The sequence below is a fragment of the Marinobacter alexandrii genome (assembly GCF_005871205.1).
In the GTDB taxonomy this organism is placed as follows: Bacteria; Pseudomonadota; Gammaproteobacteria; order Pseudomonadales; family Oleiphilaceae; genus Marinobacter; species Marinobacter alexandrii.
On sequence record NZ_SWKM01000013.1, the window covers coordinates 271,829 to 289,425 of the forward strand.

The 17,597-nt window shown below is 56.4% G+C and carries 22 protein-coding genes; 14 read left to right on the forward strand and 8 right to left on the reverse strand.

Annotated features, from left to right (window positions below):
- Positions 1 to 31 precede the first annotated feature (31 nt).
- Positions 32 to 1,963: a type VI secretion system Vgr family protein gene (locus tag FCS96_RS12175; RefSeq protein WP_138440647.1), complete on the reverse strand. Its 1,932-nt coding sequence runs from the start codon at positions 1,961 to 1,963 to the stop codon at positions 32 to 34.
- A 459-nt stretch (positions 1,964 to 2,422) separates the two neighbouring features.
- Between FCS96_RS12175 and FCS96_RS12180 the strand changes: the two genes are divergently transcribed.
- The 5 genes from FCS96_RS12180 to FCS96_RS12200 all read left to right on the forward strand — a co-directional run bounded on the left by FCS96_RS12180 (position 2,423) and on the right by FCS96_RS12200 (position 6,669).
- On the forward strand, positions 2,423 to 2,707 hold the full coding sequence (locus tag FCS96_RS12180) for a hypothetical protein (protein ID WP_138440648.1): 285 nt from the start codon (positions 2,423 to 2,425) through the stop codon (positions 2,705 to 2,707).
- A gap of 92 nt (positions 2,708 to 2,799) precedes the next feature.
- Entirely contained in the window at positions 2,800 to 3,216 is a 417-nt protein-coding gene (locus tag FCS96_RS12185; protein WP_138440649.1) for a GNAT family N-acetyltransferase, read from the forward strand.
- Between the two features lie 153 nt (positions 3,217 to 3,369).
- Complete coding sequence (locus FCS96_RS12190; protein WP_138440650.1) at positions 3,370 to 3,921, forward strand: hypothetical protein; 552 nt, start codon at positions 3,370 to 3,372, stop codon at positions 3,919 to 3,921.
- A 106-nt stretch (positions 3,922 to 4,027) separates the two neighbouring features.
- The gene (locus tag FCS96_RS12195; protein WP_138440651.1) at positions 4,028 to 5,695 is read left to right on the forward strand and encodes a cation:proton antiporter; all 1,668 of its coding nucleotides are present in this window, start codon (positions 4,028 to 4,030) and stop codon (positions 5,693 to 5,695) included.
- A complete protein-coding gene (locus FCS96_RS12200; protein ID WP_138440652.1) occupies positions 5,692 to 6,669 on the forward strand; it encodes a universal stress protein in 978 nt (325 codons plus the stop codon). The genes FCS96_RS12195 and FCS96_RS12200 overlap by 4 nt, the downstream gene beginning before the upstream one ends.
- Before the next feature lie 75 nt (positions 6,670 to 6,744).
- Here the strand turns inward: FCS96_RS12200 and FCS96_RS12205 are convergent, their stop codons facing one another.
- Positions 6,745 to 6,981, reverse strand: coding sequence for a hypothetical protein (locus tag FCS96_RS12205; RefSeq protein WP_138440653.1), 237 nt, complete (start codon positions 6,979 to 6,981; stop codon positions 6,745 to 6,747).
- 170 nt (positions 6,982 to 7,151) lie between these two features.
- On the opposite strand from FCS96_RS12205, the gene FCS96_RS12210 reads away from it, so the two are divergent.
- The 3 genes from FCS96_RS12210 (at position 7,152) to FCS96_RS12220 (ending at position 9,212) form a co-directional block, all read left to right on the forward strand.
- On the forward strand, positions 7,152 to 8,057 hold the full coding sequence (locus FCS96_RS12210) for a LysR family transcriptional regulator (protein ID WP_138440654.1): 906 nt from the start codon (positions 7,152 to 7,154) through the stop codon (positions 8,055 to 8,057).
- A 66-nt stretch (positions 8,058 to 8,123) separates the two neighbouring features.
- Positions 8,124 to 8,750, forward strand: a complete 627-nt coding sequence (locus FCS96_RS12215; protein WP_138440655.1) for a DJ-1/PfpI family protein — start codon at positions 8,124 to 8,126, stop codon at positions 8,748 to 8,750.
- 15 nt (positions 8,751 to 8,765) lie between these two features.
- Entirely contained in the window at positions 8,766 to 9,212 is a 447-nt protein-coding gene (locus FCS96_RS12220; protein WP_138440656.1) for a GNAT family N-acetyltransferase, read from the forward strand.
- Between the two features lie 54 nt (positions 9,213 to 9,266).
- Here FCS96_RS12220 and FCS96_RS20075 read toward each other — a convergent pair whose 3' ends face one another.
- A complete protein-coding gene (locus FCS96_RS20075; protein ID WP_171040774.1) occupies positions 9,267 to 9,443 on the reverse strand; it encodes a hypothetical protein in 177 nt (58 codons plus the stop codon).
- A gap of 389 nt (positions 9,444 to 9,832) precedes the next feature.
- On the opposite strand from FCS96_RS20075, the gene FCS96_RS12225 reads away from it, so the two are divergent.
- Together FCS96_RS12225 and FCS96_RS12230 are read left to right on the forward strand one after the other, a co-directional pair.
- Entirely contained in the window at positions 9,833 to 10,216 is a 384-nt protein-coding gene (locus tag FCS96_RS12225; RefSeq protein ID WP_138440657.1) for a VOC family protein, read from the forward strand.
- Positions 10,216 to 11,193 carry a hypothetical protein gene (locus FCS96_RS12230; RefSeq protein WP_138440658.1) on the forward strand — a complete coding sequence of 326 codons (978 nt, stop codon included), beginning with the start codon at positions 10,216 to 10,218 and terminating at the stop codon, positions 11,191 to 11,193. The genes FCS96_RS12225 and FCS96_RS12230 overlap by 1 nt, the downstream gene beginning before the upstream one ends.
- Positions 11,194 to 11,197: 4 nt before the next feature.
- Here FCS96_RS12230 and FCS96_RS12235 read toward each other — a convergent pair whose 3' ends face one another.
- From FCS96_RS12235 to FCS96_RS12255, 5 genes are read right to left on the reverse strand one after another with little or no spacing between them, the layout of a single operon-like run.
- A complete protein-coding gene (locus FCS96_RS12235) occupies positions 11,198 to 11,656 on the reverse strand; it encodes a DUF3106 domain-containing protein (protein WP_138440659.1) in 459 nt (152 codons plus the stop codon).
- Positions 11,649 to 11,876 (reverse strand): hypothetical protein, encoded by a 228-nt coding sequence (locus tag FCS96_RS12240; protein ID WP_138440660.1) that lies wholly within the window; start codon positions 11,874 to 11,876, stop codon positions 11,649 to 11,651. Before FCS96_RS12240 ends, FCS96_RS12235 begins: the two co-directional genes overlap by 8 nt.
- A complete protein-coding gene (locus FCS96_RS12245) occupies positions 11,845 to 12,279 on the reverse strand; it encodes a DUF3619 family protein (RefSeq protein WP_138440661.1) in 435 nt (144 codons plus the stop codon). The genes FCS96_RS12240 and FCS96_RS12245 overlap by 32 nt, the downstream gene beginning before the upstream one ends.
- Positions 12,272 to 12,814, reverse strand: a complete 543-nt coding sequence (locus tag FCS96_RS12250) for an RNA polymerase sigma factor (protein WP_138440662.1) — start codon at positions 12,812 to 12,814, stop codon at positions 12,272 to 12,274. The genes FCS96_RS12245 and FCS96_RS12250 overlap by 8 nt, the downstream gene beginning before the upstream one ends.
- Before the next feature lie 57 nt (positions 12,815 to 12,871).
- A complete protein-coding gene (locus FCS96_RS12255; protein WP_138440663.1) occupies positions 12,872 to 14,656 on the reverse strand; it encodes a DUF4382 domain-containing protein in 1,785 nt (594 codons plus the stop codon).
- 342 nt (positions 14,657 to 14,998) lie between these two features.
- Here FCS96_RS12255 and FCS96_RS12260 point away from each other — a divergent pair, with 342 nt between their 5' ends.
- The 4 genes from FCS96_RS12260 (at position 14,999) to FCS96_RS12280 (ending at position 17,587) form a co-directional block, all read left to right on the forward strand.
- Positions 14,999 to 15,724 (forward strand): oxygen-binding di-iron domain-containing protein, encoded by a 726-nt coding sequence (locus FCS96_RS12260; RefSeq protein WP_138440664.1) that lies wholly within the window; start codon positions 14,999 to 15,001, stop codon positions 15,722 to 15,724.
- 201 nt (positions 15,725 to 15,925) lie between these two features.
- Positions 15,926 to 16,438: an SRPBCC domain-containing protein gene (locus FCS96_RS12270; RefSeq protein WP_138440665.1), complete on the forward strand. Its 513-nt coding sequence runs from the start codon at positions 15,926 to 15,928 to the stop codon at positions 16,436 to 16,438.
- A 59-nt stretch (positions 16,439 to 16,497) separates the two neighbouring features.
- Complete coding sequence (locus tag FCS96_RS12275) at positions 16,498 to 17,127, forward strand: LysE family translocator (RefSeq protein ID WP_138440666.1); 630 nt, start codon at positions 16,498 to 16,500, stop codon at positions 17,125 to 17,127.
- Between the two features lie 58 nt (positions 17,128 to 17,185).
- The gene (locus tag FCS96_RS12280; protein WP_138440667.1) at positions 17,186 to 17,587 is read left to right on the forward strand and encodes a VOC family protein; all 402 of its coding nucleotides are present in this window, start codon (positions 17,186 to 17,188) and stop codon (positions 17,585 to 17,587) included.
- The last annotated feature ends 10 nt before the right edge of the window (positions 17,588 to 17,597 follow it).

The following is a 17,597-nucleotide window of genomic DNA, read 5'->3' on the forward strand; positions in this document are numbered from 1 at the left end:
CCGTTCGCATCAGTGGGACTTTACTGTGGGGTCATGTCGGCACCGTTTGAGGGGCCTCCGGTGACTGGGCAGCGGCTGCCGTACCCCGGCCCGGCCCACCGCCGGAGTTCATTCGCACCAGCGGCCCGGAAAGCGTCACGCCACTCGGGTCCACCTTCACAAAACTGCCGCCGGCCTGAAGAGTCACCTCTGCACCGGCTTCAATCACAATCTTCATACCAGCCTTGTGATGAATCTCGCGGCCCGCCTCGATGAGCTGGGCGAGGCCCTGGTGGCTGTGGTGGCAGCCACCCACGATGTGGCTGAAATCGCCACCGATGCGCTCCCTGCACTCACCCTCTACGGTAGTGTGACTGTTGCCACCCACGCGCTCGAACCGGTTGTTGTTCACGGTCAGGTGGCTGTCATTCCTGATCACTTCGGTGCGGTTGTGCTCGGTGAGCAGATCCAGGCCTTTCTGGGCGTGGATGTAGATCTGTTCCTTGTCCGCTTCGTCCTCGAATCGTAATTCGTTGCTGCCCTCGCCCTTGTGGGTCTGGGTTTTCAGGGTGGTGCGGGTTTTGTGCTCTGGCAGGGAATAAGGTGGTTTGTTGGTGGCGTGGTAGGTGCGACCAGTAATAATGGGCTGATCCGGATCGCCATCCAGAAAGGACACAATCACTTCATGGCCGATGCGGGGCAAGGCCATAAAACCATACTGCCCGCCGGCCCAGCCCTGGCTGACCCGGAGCCAGGCACTGCTGTGTTCGTCATTCTGGCTGTAACGATCCCACGGAAAGCGCACTTTCACCCGGCCGTGTTCGTCGCAGTGGATCTCTTCACCCTCGGGCCCGGTGACGATGGCGATCTGTGGGCCGTCCATGATGGGGCGATGGGCACACGAGGGCCGCCAGGTGAGATTCCCGGGGATGGCACTGAAGCGGTTGTGGTAGGTAGTCGGTTCCGACCCACCCTCCTCTTGTAATGCCTGAGGTTGCTGGCCCTGGTGAGTAACAGCAGTGAGCAGCCAGTCTCGGTTCAGGTTCGGTTGGTCATGATCGGTGAGTTCAACCTTGGCACCCGGCGCAAAGTCCGGGCGATTGCTTTCGCCCTGAGCGGTACTGGCGTCATTCCTTAGTGCGTCCAGTTTAGCCTGGGTGAAGGGACGGCCACTGGCATCGGCCTTGAATCGGCCCGGGTAGTCGAAGTGCTGGTAGTCGTCGCGGTGGTTAAAAGCGCTGGTGCCCTGCTCGTGCATCAGGGCGTAGGCAGGGTTCTTGAAGGTGTAGTCTTTGAGCGCCACCGAAGCGGCCCTAACCCGCTCCTGGTAGCGGAACTTGAACACCGACATCTGCCGGTTACTGCCACCCGCAGAGGCTTTATATCCGACCGGCGCCAGAACCGGTGCGTCGCCGTGATGATCGGCGAGAATCAGCCCGGCCGATACACTGCCGTCCACCGCACCATGTTGATAGCGGTAATGCCAGCCTTCCTCAGCCGCCAATCGCTCCAGAAACGCCAGATCGCTCTCCCGATGCTGAACGCAGTATTCCCGCTCCGCCGACTCGCGCTTGAGTTCAAACACTGAATCCACAATGCCCCGCTCTTCCAGCAAGGTACGCACAATGGCATCAGGTTGCTGTCTCTGGAAAATCCGGCTGTTGTGCATCAATCCCAACCGCCACAACGGTGGCTGGATGACCAGTTCATAGCGGGTGCGGCGATGGCCGGAGTCGCCCCGGACGAATTCGCTGACCACACCGTTGAACCGGCGCTGCGGTTCGTCATCTTGCCAGACCATTAGCTCGACAGGTTGCTCCAACACATCCGCAGCGCCAATAGCGGGATCGGCACTGGCCAGCTGTAAGCGGCCATGAAACAACTCGGAAAGGGCTTCGGTCAGCGCAAAGCCGACTACAGAAAATACGTCGGGTGGGAACTCACCAACACGGGCGGTGAACTGCAATCCATTTGCCTGGGGCATGCCTTCAATCCTTTGAAGCATTAACGATGTGCTCACCGGGTTACGCGCAACACCAAATCCTTGGCTACCCTAGCCGATGAAACTGAGCTGAAAATTACCAGCACGGCATCGCTTAATCAACGCGCGAACACTGAATCTGAGCACTCGGTGGCAGTGCAGGCCGGAGTTATACGAACGAGTTCGCAAAAGTCCGGGGAAAAGACGGGAAACCTCGCTAACCATTTGATAGGGTTGAAACTAAATTGCGAGGAATTGGAGCTATACGCCCCTTTGGCTGTCGAACCCTGATAAAAGCTGGGCGTACAAATCCGCACGATGGTTGCTTTTTTGTGCTCTATCTAATTGATTTAAAATCCGATATTTCTTCGCACAGAGCATCCGAAAATGGATTTATACGAACGTGTGTTATACGAACGCGTTCGTTGAATACGCTGTTAAAAATGCAAGGAGGCAGTATTTGTGAAGGATTGGTTCAATGAGTTTTTGGTGATCTTGGCCTACTCGAAGCGAACTCAATGGGCCATTATCCTCGGAGTGGTTGGGTTTATTGTAATCCAAGTGTGGGGTGGCTATCAGCTCTCCAATTTCGAGTTGTCTGGCCCCATGAGCTCTATTACCGATGTGATCAAACAGAAATTTTTACGGCACTTCGATAAAGCTGCTTTGGGTTGCTTGCTGTCTTTCTGGGGGACAGCAATTACTCTTTATAAGAAAGATAGAAAACGGTTCTACCGATCGTTTTAATTTTTAACAAGTCGCAGCAGTTCGCGGCCGATAGCCGCCGGACGCCACTGTCGGGTCGCCGCTGTGCTCGGCGTTAATTGCCAAGGAGAGGTATGGCTATCAGCTTCAAGGTGAATCACCCCATTACCACTGACCAGTTCATCGGTTTGTTGGAGAGTTCTACCCTCGGTGAGCGTCGGCCAACCCATGACCGAGAATGTATGGAGGGGGTGGTTTCCAACTCCAATCTGGTCGTAAGCGCATGGGATGGTGATTTGTTGGTCGGTATCGCGCGCAGTGTCACGGATTTTCACTATGCCTGCTACCTGTCAGATTTGGCAGTTCATCAGAGTTATCAGCGGTCAGGAATAGGCAAACGACTGCAGTCGCTGACCCAGGAACAACTGGGGCCGCTCTGCAAATTGATACTGATCGCAGCACCGGCAGCTAATTCGTATTATGGTCAGCTTGGTTACACGCATAATGATCGCTGTTGGGTTCTGGATGCGGGGGTGAGCATTGGCAATTAACAAGTGACTATAAGTCTGTTCCGGCCCAGAGGCCTTTGAAATGGCCTCCGTTTGAGGCGGGGGTGTGTCATGCGTATCGGGGGAAGTCCATTCCGAACTAACCCCCGATTATACGGTCAATATCAGACAGACTCTCTCATGGGAGTAAAGAGCATGGATATTGAACTCTTTATCTCTGACTGCATCGCTGCCAACAAGGAGACTGATGCTCAAGAGGCCGTCAACGAGGTGCTTACCCGAGCGGTCTCTGACCCCGCAGCTGTTCTGGCCGCATTAGGCGAGCCAGACAAAGCTGGCATGAATGTACTTCTGCACTCACCAACGCTGACGATCTTCGCTGCTACGTGGACGCCGCGTATGAATCTCATGCCCCATAATCATCTGATGTGGGCCAACATCGGTATTTACACCGGCCGCGAGGACAATATTTTCTGGAAAAGGACGCCAGATGGCATCAAGGCATTTGGTGCAAATGCCCTGTGTGCATCGGACACCACAATGCTGAGAGAAGACGTCGTACATTCCGTATCCAATCCATTGCAGCGTTTTACCGGTGGCATCCATGTTTATGGCGGCGACTTTTTTAATACCCAGCGGAGTCAATGGAACCCCGAGACGCTCGAAGAAGAACCCTCTGACGGCGCCACAATTCGTGAGATCTTTGAACGAGAAAACGAACGACTGAACTTCTCAAATGGCGTCTGAATAGCTGTCGGCTCATCCCGGTGGCGCCTGTCAGGCCTAGGGCGCTAATCAGGCCAGGCTGCGTCAAAAGCATGTTTTAGTCGCCAGATGGGAGGCTTGACTTGTCATGCTGGAGAACGTGTTTACCCAGATAGGGATTATTCTGGGGCTGGCGGTTATTGGTGGCGGGCTGGCACAAATGCTACGCCAGCCACTTATTGTTGCGTTTATTGCCGTCGGAATAGTTCTCGGCCCGTCGGCTACAGGCATGGTTGCCCACAGCAGTGAGGTAGAGCTGTTTGCGAGGCTCGGAATTGCGCTGCTGTTGTTCATCGTTGGACTCAAGCTTGACCTTCATATAATCCGCACGGTTGGCCCGGTTGCGCTGGCTTCCGGCCTGGGCCAAGTGGTGTTCACCTCGGTTATCGGCTATCTGATTGCGATCATGCTTGGCATGAGCCCGGTAACCGCTCTCTATGTAGCTGTTGCGCTTACATTTTCCAGCACAATCATCATCGTGAAACTGCTCACCGATAAGCGGGAGGTGGATTCCCTTCACGGGCGGATTGCCGTTGGCTTTCTGATTGTTCAAGACATTGTGGTGGTTCTGGTCATGATCGGCCTGACGGCCTTTGGACAGGCCGATGCCGGCGTTCATCTTGGCTGGGAGGCAGCAAAAGTCCTCATCAAAGGCGCTTTGATGCTGACGGTCGTTGCCCTACTCATGCGCTACGTGCTGCCCGGATTGCTTCACCGGTTGGCTCACTCCCAGGAACTGCTGATGTTATTCGCGATTGCCTGGGCGGTGCTTGGCGCGGTTACGGGGGAGGTCCTGGATTTCAGTAAAGAAGTGGGCGCATTCCTGGCTGGCGTATCGATCGCCTCGACACCCTACCGAGAGCAAGTGGCAGCAAGGCTGGCGAGCTTGCGCGACTTTCTGCTGTTGTTTTTCTTCATTGAACTGGGCTCTACACTCGACCTCAGCACACTGGGCGCGCAGGTCGGTGCAGCCATTGCCCTGTCTGCCTTCGTGCTCATCGGAAACCCTTTAATCGTTTTGGTCATCATGGGCCTGATGGGGTACCGCAGACGCACCGGCTTTCTAGCGGGGTTGACGGTTGCGCAGATCAGCGAATTCTCCCTGATTCTCGCGGCTCTTGGGCTGAGTCTGGGACATATTACCCAGGAGACTCTTGGCCTGATCACTCTCGTAGGCTTGATTACGATCAGCGCCTCCACTTACATGATCCTGTATTCCCATCAACTGTATGAGCGTCTTGCGCCGTATCTGGCAGTGTTTGAGCGCCGGGTAACGCATCGGGAACTCGACGCCCTGACGGATATCCAAGATGAAATCGATGTTGTTTTGGTGGGGCTGGGTCGTTACGGCGCCGCATTGGCGGCCAACCTCAGAGACAGCGGATGTCGTTTACAGGCTGTCGATTTCGACCCTGCGGTCGTGCGAACGCACGATCAAGAAGGATATCCCGTTAAGTATGGCGATGCGGAAGATCCTGAGTTTATTGCCAGTTTGCCGCTAAAGCATACGCGGTGGGTTGTCAGTACGGTTCGCGACCAGGCGATCAACAAAATGTTGCTGCATGGCCTGAGGCAATCCAATTACAACGGTGCAATTGCCATCGCAACCTCCAGTCAACGGCACGCCCGGGAGCTTAGTGAAGAAGGTGTCGATCTGGTTCTAATACCCTATGCCGATGCGGCAAAGGAAGCTTCAGAATGGCTGATGGCGAAGCTTGGCAGTTGGGCGACACAAGATGAAGGAAGGACTCCATGAAACGTTTCAAGAATGTTCTATGCGTGTGTCCGTCATCAGGTTCGCAAGTCCGAGCGGTAGAGCAGGCTTTGTCGCTAGCCCGCAGCAATCAGGCAATTCTGACCATCGTGGATGTCATTCCACAGGGAATTCTCAGTGCTGGAGGACTGCCCGGGGCGCCGTCCGTGGACGAGCTAAAATCACGGATTATGGCCAGCCGGCACCGGGAATTACGAAAAGCGGTTGAACAGGCCGGTGGCGATGACGATATCCAAATAGAGGTTTTTTTTGGCACTCTTTTTCTTGAGGTTATTCGTGCCGTGCTACGAAACCGTCACGACCTCGTTATCAAAGCTGCTGAAAACCCTGGTTGGACACAACGGTTGTTTGGCAGTGATGACATGCACCTTTTGAGGAAGTGTCCATGCCCCGTGTGGATGGTGCGGCCTGGAGAGAGACCCGAGTATGCCACCATCCTGGCAGCCGTGGATCTTGATCTGCCTGAACCCGATAGACCTGTGGACACGCACTCTGAAAATCAGTCACTAAACGCGCAAATCATCGATCTTGGTGTCGCCATGTCCTTGTCCGGATTTGCTCAGCTGCACATTGTTCACGCCTGGGATGCCCCAGAGATTGAATTTGCATCGATGTGGGCCAATCAACCGGAAACCGCCGAAGTGCGACTGCTGGATGCCGAGCGTTCACGGCATAAAGCGGCCATGACTCGGCTTACCGATCAGTTACGTGAGCGAATCGGGCCCGACTCCTACGACTTTATTTCACCGAGCATCCATCTACCCAAAGGCGATGCGCGAACGGTGGTTCCCGAACAAGCCAAAATGATTAAGGCCGATCTCGTCATCATGGGGACCGTTGGTCGTACGGGAATTCAGGGTCTGATTATCGGCAACACAGCCGAGGCAATTCTGGACCAACTGTCCTGTTCTGTGATTGCGGTGAAACCTCAAGGCTTTACTTCCCCTGTTGGGTGACGTTAAGTAGCGGAGACAGGGGGCGACTCCGCCCCCCGTAATGGGCTGCAGCAGTCCAATCCCGCCTTCACCTGTTCAGGGGCGCCAAAATGCCGTTAGCCGTCGCAGCATTGCCCGAACCGCATGCTGGCGGGCCCGGAGTCGGTCCTTTCTTACCCGCTCCAGATCAATGCCGCCTCGGCCATCCCGGTATCTGCAGGGAATGGACTCACCCAAGGGGTCATGGGCGCCTTTTCCCTCTTCCAACCTGCCAAAGCGACGGTTCAGTTCAGTGCCGCCGCAGTGATGTTGTGCCTGTTCGAAATACATCATGACTCTGACCTCCAGTCCGCCGCTCCCATCACAGGAGACGTGGTTTTCTCATCGGTTCAGGTACATGCTAATGTTGTTCTATGCTGCAAACTATTCCATAAAGGTGAATAAGAACTTTGCAAAAACGAACAACAAAACCAACCAAAACATCTTCCAATGCGAGTCCGAATTTGCGGGGGCATCTTGCCTGGAATGACTTTGAAATCGTGCTCGCCATTGCGTCGGAAGGGTCTCTATCCGGAGCGTCTCGCGCCCTGGGCGTGAGCCATGCCACCGTGTTTCGCAGGTTGGGCGATATCGAGCAGAGGCTGGGCGTTACTCTGTTTGAGCGAAGCCGCACAGGTTACCGGCCTACCCTGGCGGGGGAGGAGCTCGCGGAAACGGCCAAGATCATGGATGAAGCCGCCCTCGCGGCCGAGCGGAAGGTCGCAGGGCGGGACTTGGCGCCGAGTGGGGAGATCTGGGCCACCACAACGGATTCGCTGATGATGGGGCTGCTGGCGCCGCTGCTTACGCAGTTCCAGCACAAGTATCCGGCCATCGTGCTGGATGTCGCTATTTCCAACCATCTGTTCAACCTGACGCGCCGGGAAGCAGACGTTGCCGTGCGCCCCTCCAATCGGCCGCCCGAAAACCTGATTGGCCGACCACTGACCAAAATTGGCCAGGCGGTATACGGCCATCGGAGTTTTGGCCTGACACCAGATGCGTCCATCGAATCTCTCGCCAACCAACCGTGGATAGGCAGCGGGCCTCGGCTGCAGGATTCGGAAGTGGACCAATGGATGGACGCCAACGAGCTGAAGTCCGCCTGCGTTTACCGCGTGGATACTCTTGTGGGCATACTCAGCGCCATTCGCGCCGGTATGGGGCTGGCTGTGCTGCCCTGTTATCTCGCCGACAACGAGCCAGACATCGTTCAGCTCACCGACCCCATTCCGGAACTGGAATATGGCCTCTGGTTCTTGATGCACCCCGACCTGCGAGGCGTGGTGAGATTTCATGCCCTGATGGATTTTTTGACGGAGGCGATTCGCGAACAGGAAGAGCGGTTGGCGGGATTGCGACTAGGCTAGTCTTTTGGCGACTTAGCCTAACCTGAGATGAACTGGTTTCCAGAGGATCGCAAGCTAAGGAGAGACATGAAATTTGGAATTCTAGTCTTTGATGGCGTCGAGGAACTCGATTTCGTTGGGCCATGGGACCTTCTTAAGATCTGGTCGAAGGTCGCTGATGGCCCGGACGAGTGCTTGATTATTGCCGAATCGAGTTCTCCGATAACCTGTGCCCGAGGCCTATCTATTAACCCGCACCTGTCATTCGATGACAGCCCAACGTTTGATTATCTTTTGGTGCCAGGAGGCCAGGGAACGCGCAAGGAAGTCGAAAACTCCGCGCTTCTGGAATTTGTCGAAAGGCAAGGTACTACCTGCCAGGCTGTACTATCTGTATGTACTGGCTCTTTCATCCTTCACGCTGCGGGCTTGCTATCTGGCAAACAGGCAACGACACACTGGGCATCACTGGATCGTCTGAGAGCTTTGGGGGATGTGCAGGTCGTAGAGGAGCGTTTTGTCGAAGATGGCCAGATCTGGACGTCTGCGGGCGTTTCGGCAGGTATGGATCTGATGCTTGGTTTCATTGCGCGTACGTCAGGAGAAGAGGCCGCGGCCGAAGTGCAGCTCAGTGCTGAGTACTTTCCCTCCTCCACTCATTATGGTGAATTCAAGGATCACCCAGGTGCTCCGGGTTACCTCAAACACAGCTAAGCCGGTGGGTTTAATATGGAAGTATCGATTCAACAGGCAACCGAGGACCACCTGAATGGAATCCACAAACTGGTTCTCGACTGGGGATATTCCGCCAGCGAGTCAGCAACACTGGAATGGCTCGAGGCGCTGCTGGACTCCCCCAATCATCAGGTTTTTGTAGCCATTGCCGATGGCTCTGTTGCTGGTTGGGCTGTCGCAGAGAAGCGCATGAAGTTGGGCTCTGGCGTTTTTTCCGAGATTACGGCGCTGGTCGTAAGTTCGAGCTATCGGCGCGAAGGCATGGGCAAGCTGCTGGTGAATGCTGTCGAAGAATGGTCTACGAACTTAGGTCTGTCGCGGCTTGTTGTTCGCTCAAATGTGACCCGCCTGGAGTCCCATGAGTTTTACCCCGCCATCGGTTTTGAGCGCACAAAAACCACACATGTTTATGCGAAAGCTCTCAAACCCTCGCGCAAATGATTTAAGCTGAGCACCTGATTAGCACCGCCTATTTTTGATACCACCGGTAAGGACTCAGCCATCAAATCCGTAGCACTCGCCACCCTGATCATCATCCTGCTCGCGGGCATCGTCTTCCAGTACTACATCACCGCCCTGCCCGATCTGGAGCAGCCGATCACCCTCAGCTCTGCGTCTCTTGGGGCAGATGGCGAGTCCATTTCCGTCGCCTTCGTGGACAAGGACGGCCACGAGTTCCACTTTGGGGTTCGAGGTGATGGGGTAAGTGATTCAGAAAGTGATCGTGAATCCTTTCCTCTTTTCTACATCAGAAACCCCGAACTGGTGCCCTACGTTTATTGGCCTTCTACCGGTGGGCCGGACGAGAGAAAGCTCCTGCGATTGCTGGCAGGCTGGCTTCAAAGGAATGTGGAACCGGAGTTGAAGGAAAGGCTGGAACAGAACGATGTTGAAGGCCTCAGTGGCCCGGAAAAGAACGTGGCAGCGGTGTATAAAATCTATGAGATTTTAATGAGCCGGCACCGGCTTTAACCGGGGCTTCAGCAGACAGATTTTCTGCTTCCGTACCGTATCTGCTACAACTATTAATGACCGGCATTGAAAACAGAAGGAGGTTCAACGTGAGCGTGCAACTGAACCACACCATCGTCTGGTGCCGCGACAAGGAGAAATCGGCAGCCTTTCTCACTGACGTTCTGGACCTTCCCGGACCGACTCACTACGGGCCATTCCTTGTGGTCGAGCTTAGCAATGGCGTCTCCCTGGATTTCTACGAAACCACGGACAAGATTTCTCCGCAGCACTATGCCTTTCTCGTTGGTGAAGAAGACTTTGACGAAAGCTTCGACCGAATCTGCAGCCGAGGCATTCCCTATTGGGCGGACCCCGGTAAAAAGTCCCCGGGCGAGATCAACCGGCACGATGGCGGGCGCGGTGTGTATTTCGATGATCCTGATGGGCATTTCCTGGAGATGATTACCCGACCGTACGGGAGTGGTGGCTGATGCCCAAAGCCCCTGGCTGTTGGGTTGTCATGGCTGAAATCGCTCGCGCAGTCTGCGTCCGTCTGAAGTGGGCCAGCATTCACCTTGGTTTGCTGGCCACTCCGGCCGTGGCGGTGGCTGAGCCTTCGCTCACCCTCGGGGCAGACTACAGCTACAGCGACTACACGGTTCAGGGCACCGAGCGCGACGTAGTGCTCACGCCCCAGGGGCCGGGCCTTTCGGTCACCGTGGCTGGCGATGGCCCCTGGAGTGCCAGCCTGTCTCACAGCCAGCAGGACGATCGCGAGCGGGTCAGCAGCCGCTTTGATCTGGATTACGAGGTAGACAGTGTGGGCGTTCAGCTCAGTGGGTCCTGGCTGGCCGGCGACGTCAGCCGCTGGGTGAGCCTGTTCTGGCAGCGTGATCAGGAAGAGCTGAAAATCATCGACCGGGCAGACGCAACGAGCAATCGCCTCAATTACCGTGAGCGCATCGAAACCGACGGCATTGGTGTGGAAGTGGGCCAGGCCTGGGAATGGCCTCAGTGGTCACCATCGCTTGCCTTGAGCGTGAACGCGTTACGTTCAGAGGTCGATCGCCAGTTTCAGTCCTTGCAACAGGAAAACAACCTGTTAATCGCGTTCGAGGAGGATCAGGATCTGGACGGCGTGGATGCCTCTCTCTCGGCCGGGATCGACTATTTTCACAGCGTTGACTTATCCACCCTGCTAATCCCCTCGGCCATTCTGACTTACCAGCGCAGCCTCAGCGGCGAGATTACCAGCGGCTCCCGCAGCGCGCTGGTTCACCGCCGCGGAATTCGTACCAGCTCGTCGAGTACAGGGCCCCAATCGCTGGATGCTGAGGACCAGGTTACCCTGGACCTGTCCGTCAATCTGCTGATGGGAGATTGGCAAGGCCTGCTGGGGTACAGCCGGCCATTACTGGAGAAGCCCTATGACGAGCGCTGGATTGGCGGTGTGAGTTACCGTTTTTAAGTCTTCACTTTGACTGCCGCATCATCCGGCGCCGCAGGCGCTGTTTCTGCTCGGGCGTCATCTGCTGATAGCGCTGGCGCAATTGCTGGCGATGCTCCGGTGACATAGACTGAAATCGTTGCAGCCGTTGTTGCAGCGCCTTGCGCTGCTCAGGCGGCAGGCTACGGAAGCGCATGAGTTTTTCCCGCAGCGCTGTGCGTTGTTGCGGTGACAGTTTTTGCCAGCGCTGGAAGCGTCCCCGGGCCTGCTCACGCTGCTTCGGCGAGAGCTCCAACCACCGCTCGGCACCTTTCATCAGCCGTGCTTTGCGCTCGCTGGGCAGCTCATCCCATTGACGCTGTTGCGAAGCCAGCAGGTGCTGTACGTCTGGCGGCAAACTATCCCAGCTCTGGGCTGCGGCACCACATGACACCAACACCAGTGCGGCCAGCCCGTAACGGAGCCATTGAGTCAATTTATTCATTGTCTGAACCCCCTTCTGCACCCTCTTGGCCACCCTCGACCGCACTCTCACCGTGATTAGAGAGCGATATCGTTTCCACGCTCATGGGGTCCACCCATTCACCATCAATTCGCTCCATCTCACCCAGGAACGCCAGGAAATCTGCGCTCGGGGGTGGTTCGTCCGCTTTTGCGGTTGCCAGCCCGATACTAACCAGGCCGATCAGCAGACCGCTTCGCATCTTCAGGTGCCTCATCGGGTTGCTCGCTCAGCCAATATACAAACTCCAGATCCCGAACCACGGACCATTCTTCTTCTCCCAGTTCCGCCATGGCATAGAGCATTTCCTCATCCGCCAAGTCCGTTGCCGAGTCTTCGGGCCACAGCAGGCCGATGGTGACGGCCAGTGCAACGCTCGCTGCAGCGCCATACCACGCGGCTTTCGACTGCCATGCCGGCGAGGATTTAGCGCCAACTGCAGCCTCCCGGGCCTGTCGCAGGCGAGCCTGGATGTCGCCGGGGAGCTGTTCGTTGCTCGCATCCAGTACCCGGCGGACTCCTTCGGCGTCCTGCCAGTCCTGATCGTTTCTTTCTTGATCGATTCTTTCTTTATCGTTTCTGTCGTGACCGTTGGATTCATTCATGGCCGTGGTGCTCTATCACGCGTGTCAGTTTCTGCAGCGCCCGGTGGGCGTGGGTTTTTACACTGCCGGGGTTTACCCCCATGATGTCCGCCGTTTCCTGCACCGATAAGCCCTCCCAGCATCGCAGCAGAAAACACTGCTGTTGTTTCAGTGGCAAGGCCTCGATCGCCTCCATGACCGCCTGCCCGCTCCGCTCGAAGGCCAGAGCGGCGTAGGGGTTACCTGCGCCGCCGTCACTGGCGTTCTCCGTTACGTCCTGCTGGTCCTCATCGTCGCCATCTCCCTTGCGCCAGAAGAACCAGCGATTGCGGACACTCTCTCGTCGATGCCAGTCGAGTATCCGTCGTTCCAGGATCCGATAAAACAGCGGCTTCCACTCCTCCTCGCTACGGTCACCGTAATTGATAGCGAGTTTCATCATGGCATCCTGCACGATATCCAGCGCATCGGCATCGTTACGGGTGGCGAGACGCGCCATGCGATAGGCGCGCCTCTCCACCGATGCCAGGAACTGCTCAATACGCTGGTCGCTCATTCGTTTCGCTTTGTCGGTTTTCTTGTTGTTTACCGGAATCCTACCCGGGCCAGGAGCTTACAGTCGAACCATTATCCCGGTGGCGACCATCCGCTCGCTACTGTCACTGTAGCTACCGCTCGCGCTCAGGTGGCGAACAGTGTGCCCGGCGTTGAGTTTAGCCGACACAGCGGTCACGAAGTCGATGTAATTCCGGTACAGCCGAATGCCCTCGCCTCGGGTCAACAGGGCGAAGCGGCCCTCGTTGGTATCGCCGGTAATTGAGGTCAGCTCGAACTGGGCCGTGACTACCGCCGGCAAACCACGCAGGTGCAGATAGGAGCGAGCGTTCGCGGTATCCAACACCAGGTCATTGCCCTGCACCGTAACTCCGCCAGCTACTCCCTCTTCCCAGTGGGCGACGAACTTGGCAATGGCCGACTCCAGCGACGGATTGATCACTGAAACCGCATCAAAATCCTCGGGCGCGCTGCCAAAGGCAGTTGGGTAACCGCGCACCTGAATCCACTCGTCTGTGGTGATGCCGCTGGTATCGAGAGTGGCGGTGTCGATCTCGTAGTTGGCAGGATCGGCGTCTTCAACGTCACTCATACCGGTGCCCGCGAAATCGTATCTTGCCACCGGGCGACGATTGATCCAGGCCAGGTCCAACGCCAGGGGCATAGGCGCGTTCACCTGCCCAACTATGCGGTTCAGCTTCATTCGCACCAGGCCGTCGGTGGCATCGAACTGGTCGTCCTCAAACTGGTCACTTTTGAACTGACCCAAGGCGAGGATGCGCTGGCCCACTGAGAGGTTATCGATGGTGGCATCGCCCAGCCGATAGCCGGTAACCGGGGTTTCGCTGTCCACCATCAGGGTGATTTCAGTCAGGAAGGCTGCGGCCTGATCGTCCGGCTCCACCACGGCGCCACCGATGGTCAGGGTGTTGCCGTTACGAGCGCGGACAACGCCTTTAAGCACGTCCTTGCCGGACCAGGCAACGCTGGAGCCAGCAATTACATGGCTGGCGAGCTGGCCATCCAGCCGGGCATCGTATTCGCCAAAGGCAACTACCGGGGTGTCCGTTGCCAATGCGGCCATCGCGCTTAGGCCGGTGTCACCACTGTATTCGGTGCCATCGATCTCGTACAGGGTGTCGTTATCCACCTGGAAGGTGAAATCGCCAAAGCCACCCCGGCGCAGCCGCAGGGGCCGAACGTTCAGGCTGATACTAGAGCCGGCTTCGTCCACCCGCTTCAGCAAGCCCCGCACCCGATGTTCCCGATCCTCATCAACGATGGCGCGGGCCATGATGAAGGGCTCCACTTCCACCAAAGCTGGCTCGAAGGAAACAATGTGGTTGGATGCCGCCAGATCCAGATCCAGCGTCAGGCGGGCTAACCGGCCCGGGCGAATGTTGATGGTGTCACCGTCACCCAGATCCAAATCCACATCCAGCGTGGTGACCGGCTGGCCGTCGCCATCCACCACGTCCGCCATGTAGCTGGTCCCGGTATCGTCCTGAATCACAATCTCGGCATCGGTGTAGTCCATGCTCAGCGTAACGCTCTCATACCGGCCCGCCGGAATGCTCATCACCGCGAACACCTCGTTCAGGTCCTGATACTGCACAAAGTCCACCTCGGTGGCCAGCGGCAGCACGTTCACGGTGGTGCCGTCGCGCCGTTCCAGCTGAACCTGCTGGAGCGTGACCTGATAGGTGAGGAAATCTTCTTCGGCGTCGGTCAGCATCAACTGCAGCTCACCGGTTTCAGAAGAACTGCTGTCGCTGCCACCGCCGCAGGCGGTTAATAGAACACTGCCGAGAAAGAGAAACGCCCAAAGGCTCCATTGTTTCATGAGACTACTCCTGATGGTTTTAACCCTGACGGTTGATAAAGGGCGTTCCCGGGACACGCCGCGAGCAAATTCTGCCGTGCGCTCGACAGACCCGAATCACAAATCCGATGCTCTGGGGTTAAAACGCATGAGGGGGTGAATGGTTGACAGGCAGCAACGATATTTTTTTACACCCGCTAGAACTCGGGGTTTCTCGACGGGCAAAAGCTTCAACGTGGCTAGCCTCAACGATTGCTTCTATGCTCATGGAACAGGCCGAGAGTGCCCTACTCCAGCAGGGCTCTATGAAAAGAAGCGAGTTAATCAACGGAGCGTTCTTCGACGGCATGACAAGGAGAGCTTATGGGTGTCACCAACCGAGAGTCGGGCACCAATGTTCACGAGGTTTCCGACGGTATCTTTCGAATCAACACCCCGGTTTCAATCCCGGGCAGCGGCTTCTCGTTCAACCAGTACCTGATCCTGGATGATGAACCTCTGCTGTTCCACACCGGGCCACGCAAGATGTTTTCGCTCGTGCGGGAAGCGGTCGCCAGCATCCTGCCGGTTGAACGGCTTCGGTATATCGGCTTTTCACACGTCGAGTCCGATGAGTGCGGGTCTCTTAACGAGTGGCTTGCGGTTGCTCCCCATGCGGTGCCCCTTTGCGGGCGCGTCGCAGCGATGGTGTCGATCGAAGACCTTGCTGATCGAAGCCCCCGAGCGATGGCCGATGGTGAGCTGATTACGCTGGGGACCCATGCTGTCCGCTGGTTCGATGCCCCTCACTTACCGCACGCCTGGGAGTGCGGTTTTCTGACCGAAGAGACAACTCGCACCTTGCTCTGCGGCGATCTGTTTACCCAGGGTGGCAGTAAGCTCCCTGCGCTCACCGAATCCGACATTCTGGGCCCCAGCGAAGCCTTCCGACATAAGATGGATTACTTCTCCCACACCCGAAACGCTGACGCGATGCTTGAGCGTTTGGCCGCTACCCAGCCGACCACGCTCGCGTGCATGCATGGGAGCGCGTGGCGCGGGGATGGCGGGAAATTGCTGCGAAGCTTGGCTGATTCACTGTCTGCCTGATCGAGGTGCCTTCGACGGTCAGCAAACTGGCTGAACCGTTCGACATGGCGCTGCCATCGTTTATGAAGCACATCGGTGTGCTAGAAGCCTCCGGCCTGATTGTTTCGCAGAAGATCGGACGCATTCGGACATGCAAGCTCGACAGGGAAAACCGGTATGAAAACCTCGATAACTTACTGACGACTTTGAGTGGGGAAAATAATGAAACCTAATCTCCAATTCGATTTCATTGTAGACAGGACCAAAAACACACTCACAATCAAACGAGAGTTTGCCGCTAACCGGCAGCTGGTGTGGGACTGCCACACTAAAAGAGAACTTCTCGACCAGTGGTTTTCGCCGAAAACCTTTACTACTAAAACGAAAACAATGGATTTCCAAGAAGGCGGGTATTGGCATTACGTGATGATCAGTCCCGAGGGCCAGGAGTTCGGATCTCGTCTCGATTATCAAACGATCAGACCAATCGACGGTTATACTGCGATTGATGGCTTTTGTGATGAGACTGGCGCATTGAATATGGAGCTGCCAAGGTCGAAATGGGACGTCACATTTACGGACATTGCGGAGCATACGCTTGTACAGACCATTGTGACCCACGAATCGCGCAAGGATCTGGAAACCATCATAGAAATGGGCATGGAAGAGGGAATGGCCTCCACACTGGAGCGCCTGGATGAACTGCTCATGACTCTTACGCGGGGCGAAAATTGATGGGGAGAAACTAACCCATCACGCTTTTAACGATACTAGATAGGATGTAGACGGTCACTATGGTACTTGAGTCCTGGCTTGCGTTCGCTGTTGCATCGGCAGTATTGCTGGTTATCCCAGGCCCCACGATCCTGGCGGTAATCAGCTATTCCATCGCCCACGGGCGTCAAGCCAATATCCCACTCGTTGCTGCTGTCGCACTCGGCGATTCCACTGCCCTGTTCGCATCGATTGTGGGGCTGGGCACCCTGCTAGCGATGTCGGCCTTCTGGTTCACGGCTGTGAAAGTGGCAGGCGGCTGTTACCTTCTCTACCTCGGGATTAAGCTGTTTCGCTCCGGCTTGGTGCCGACCGAATCCTTTGCCCCCGATTATTCCTCGTCCCGCTTGAAGCTGTTCGTCAACACCTACCTGGTTACCGCCCTCAACCCCAAGGGCATGGTGTTTTTCATGGCGTTCCTGCCGCAGTTCATCACACCAGGCGCAAACAGCACGGCACAACTGTGGCTGCTCGCAGTCACCTTTGTGGTTCTGGCGACCATCAACGCGACGCTGTACACCGTTTTCGCATCGTCCGCCCGGCGCCTGCTTGCCTCTCCCAAAGCACAACTTCGGTTTAACTTCACGGGTGGCGCGCTGCTTACAACGGCGGGTATTTGGGCGCTATTGGCGAAGCGGCCTGCTTTGTAGAAAGTGATGATCCGTGTCTAACCCTCCCAGCCCAAGGCATTAAGCAGAGTAAATAGCTATGTACGCGAACGTAGCCCGCTACGGCATCATCCTGAACACCGAGAACTACGCAGAATGCGTTGCCTTCTACCGCGATCTGTTCGGTCTGCCGCTGTTATTCGAGAAGAACGAAGACGACTTCAAGCTCACCTGCCTGGAGTATGGCGACGGCTACCTGATGGTCGAGCAAGGCGGCAAGGCCAAGCGAGGGATCAAGTCACCGGAGGAAGGCAGCTTCAAGTTGCGCTTCAATGTCGAAGACCTGGAAGCTGCGCTGGCAGAAATCAGAGCCTGGGGCATAGAGGCCTCAATCCACGAAAGCTCCTGGGGCCGAACCATCAACATCAGTGACCCGGATGGCAACAGGGTTGGAATTCGGGATGAGTCCGGGTTTGTACGCCAGGTTTCCCGAGGGTATTAGGGCCAAGGCG

What these genes read in the sequence shown, in the direction of transcription:
- FCS96_RS12220 (WP_138440656.1), top strand. Translation starts at nt 8,766, where the DNA reads ATGGAAGTATCGATTCAACAGGCAACCGAGGACCACCTGAATGGAATC.
- FCS96_RS12260 (WP_138440664.1), top strand. Translation starts at nt 14,999, where the DNA reads ATGGGTGTCACCAACCGAGAGTCGGGCACCAATGTTCACGAGGTTTCC.
- FCS96_RS12250 (WP_138440662.1), bottom strand. Translation starts at nt 12,814, where the DNA reads ATGAGCGACCAGCGTATTGAGCAGTTCCTGGCATCGGTGGAGAGGCGC.
- FCS96_RS12185 (WP_138440649.1), top strand. Translation starts at nt 2,800, where the DNA reads ATGGCTATCAGCTTCAAGGTGAATCACCCCATTACCACTGACCAGTTC.
- FCS96_RS12280 (WP_138440667.1), top strand. Translation starts at nt 17,186, where the DNA reads ATGTACGCGAACGTAGCCCGCTACGGCATCATCCTGAACACCGAGAAC.
- FCS96_RS12235 (WP_138440659.1), bottom strand. Translation starts at nt 11,656, where the DNA reads ATGAATAAATTGACTCAATGGCTCCGTTACGGGCTGGCCGCACTGGTG.
- FCS96_RS12175 (WP_138440647.1), bottom strand. Translation starts at nt 1,963, where the DNA reads ATGCCCCAGGCAAATGGATTGCAGTTCACCGCCCGTGTTGGTGAGTTC.
- FCS96_RS12215 (WP_138440655.1), top strand. Translation starts at nt 8,124, where the DNA reads ATGAAATTTGGAATTCTAGTCTTTGATGGCGTCGAGGAACTCGATTTC.
- FCS96_RS12230 (WP_138440658.1), top strand. Translation starts at nt 10,216, where the DNA reads ATGCCCAAAGCCCCTGGCTGTTGGGTTGTCATGGCTGAAATCGCTCGC.
- FCS96_RS12205 (WP_138440653.1), bottom strand. Translation starts at nt 6,981, where the DNA reads ATGATGTATTTCGAACAGGCACAACATCACTGCGGCGGCACTGAACTG.
- FCS96_RS12255 (WP_138440663.1), bottom strand. Translation starts at nt 14,656, where the DNA reads ATGAAACAATGGAGCCTTTGGGCGTTTCTCTTTCTCGGCAGTGTTCTA.
- FCS96_RS12190 (WP_138440650.1), top strand. Translation starts at nt 3,370, where the DNA reads ATGGATATTGAACTCTTTATCTCTGACTGCATCGCTGCCAACAAGGAG.
- FCS96_RS12270 (WP_138440665.1), top strand. Translation starts at nt 15,926, where the DNA reads ATGAAACCTAATCTCCAATTCGATTTCATTGTAGACAGGACCAAAAAC.
- FCS96_RS12195 (WP_138440651.1), top strand. Translation starts at nt 4,028, where the DNA reads ATGCTGGAGAACGTGTTTACCCAGATAGGGATTATTCTGGGGCTGGCG.
- FCS96_RS12240 (WP_138440660.1), bottom strand. Translation starts at nt 11,876, where the DNA reads ATGCGAAGCGGTCTGCTGATCGGCCTGGTTAGTATCGGGCTGGCAACC.
- FCS96_RS12245 (WP_138440661.1), bottom strand. Translation starts at nt 12,279, where the DNA reads ATGAATGAATCCAACGGTCACGACAGAAACGATAAAGAAAGAATCGAT.
- FCS96_RS12275 (WP_138440666.1), top strand. Translation starts at nt 16,498, where the DNA reads ATGGTACTTGAGTCCTGGCTTGCGTTCGCTGTTGCATCGGCAGTATTG.
- FCS96_RS12200 (WP_138440652.1), top strand. Translation starts at nt 5,692, where the DNA reads ATGAAACGTTTCAAGAATGTTCTATGCGTGTGTCCGTCATCAGGTTCG.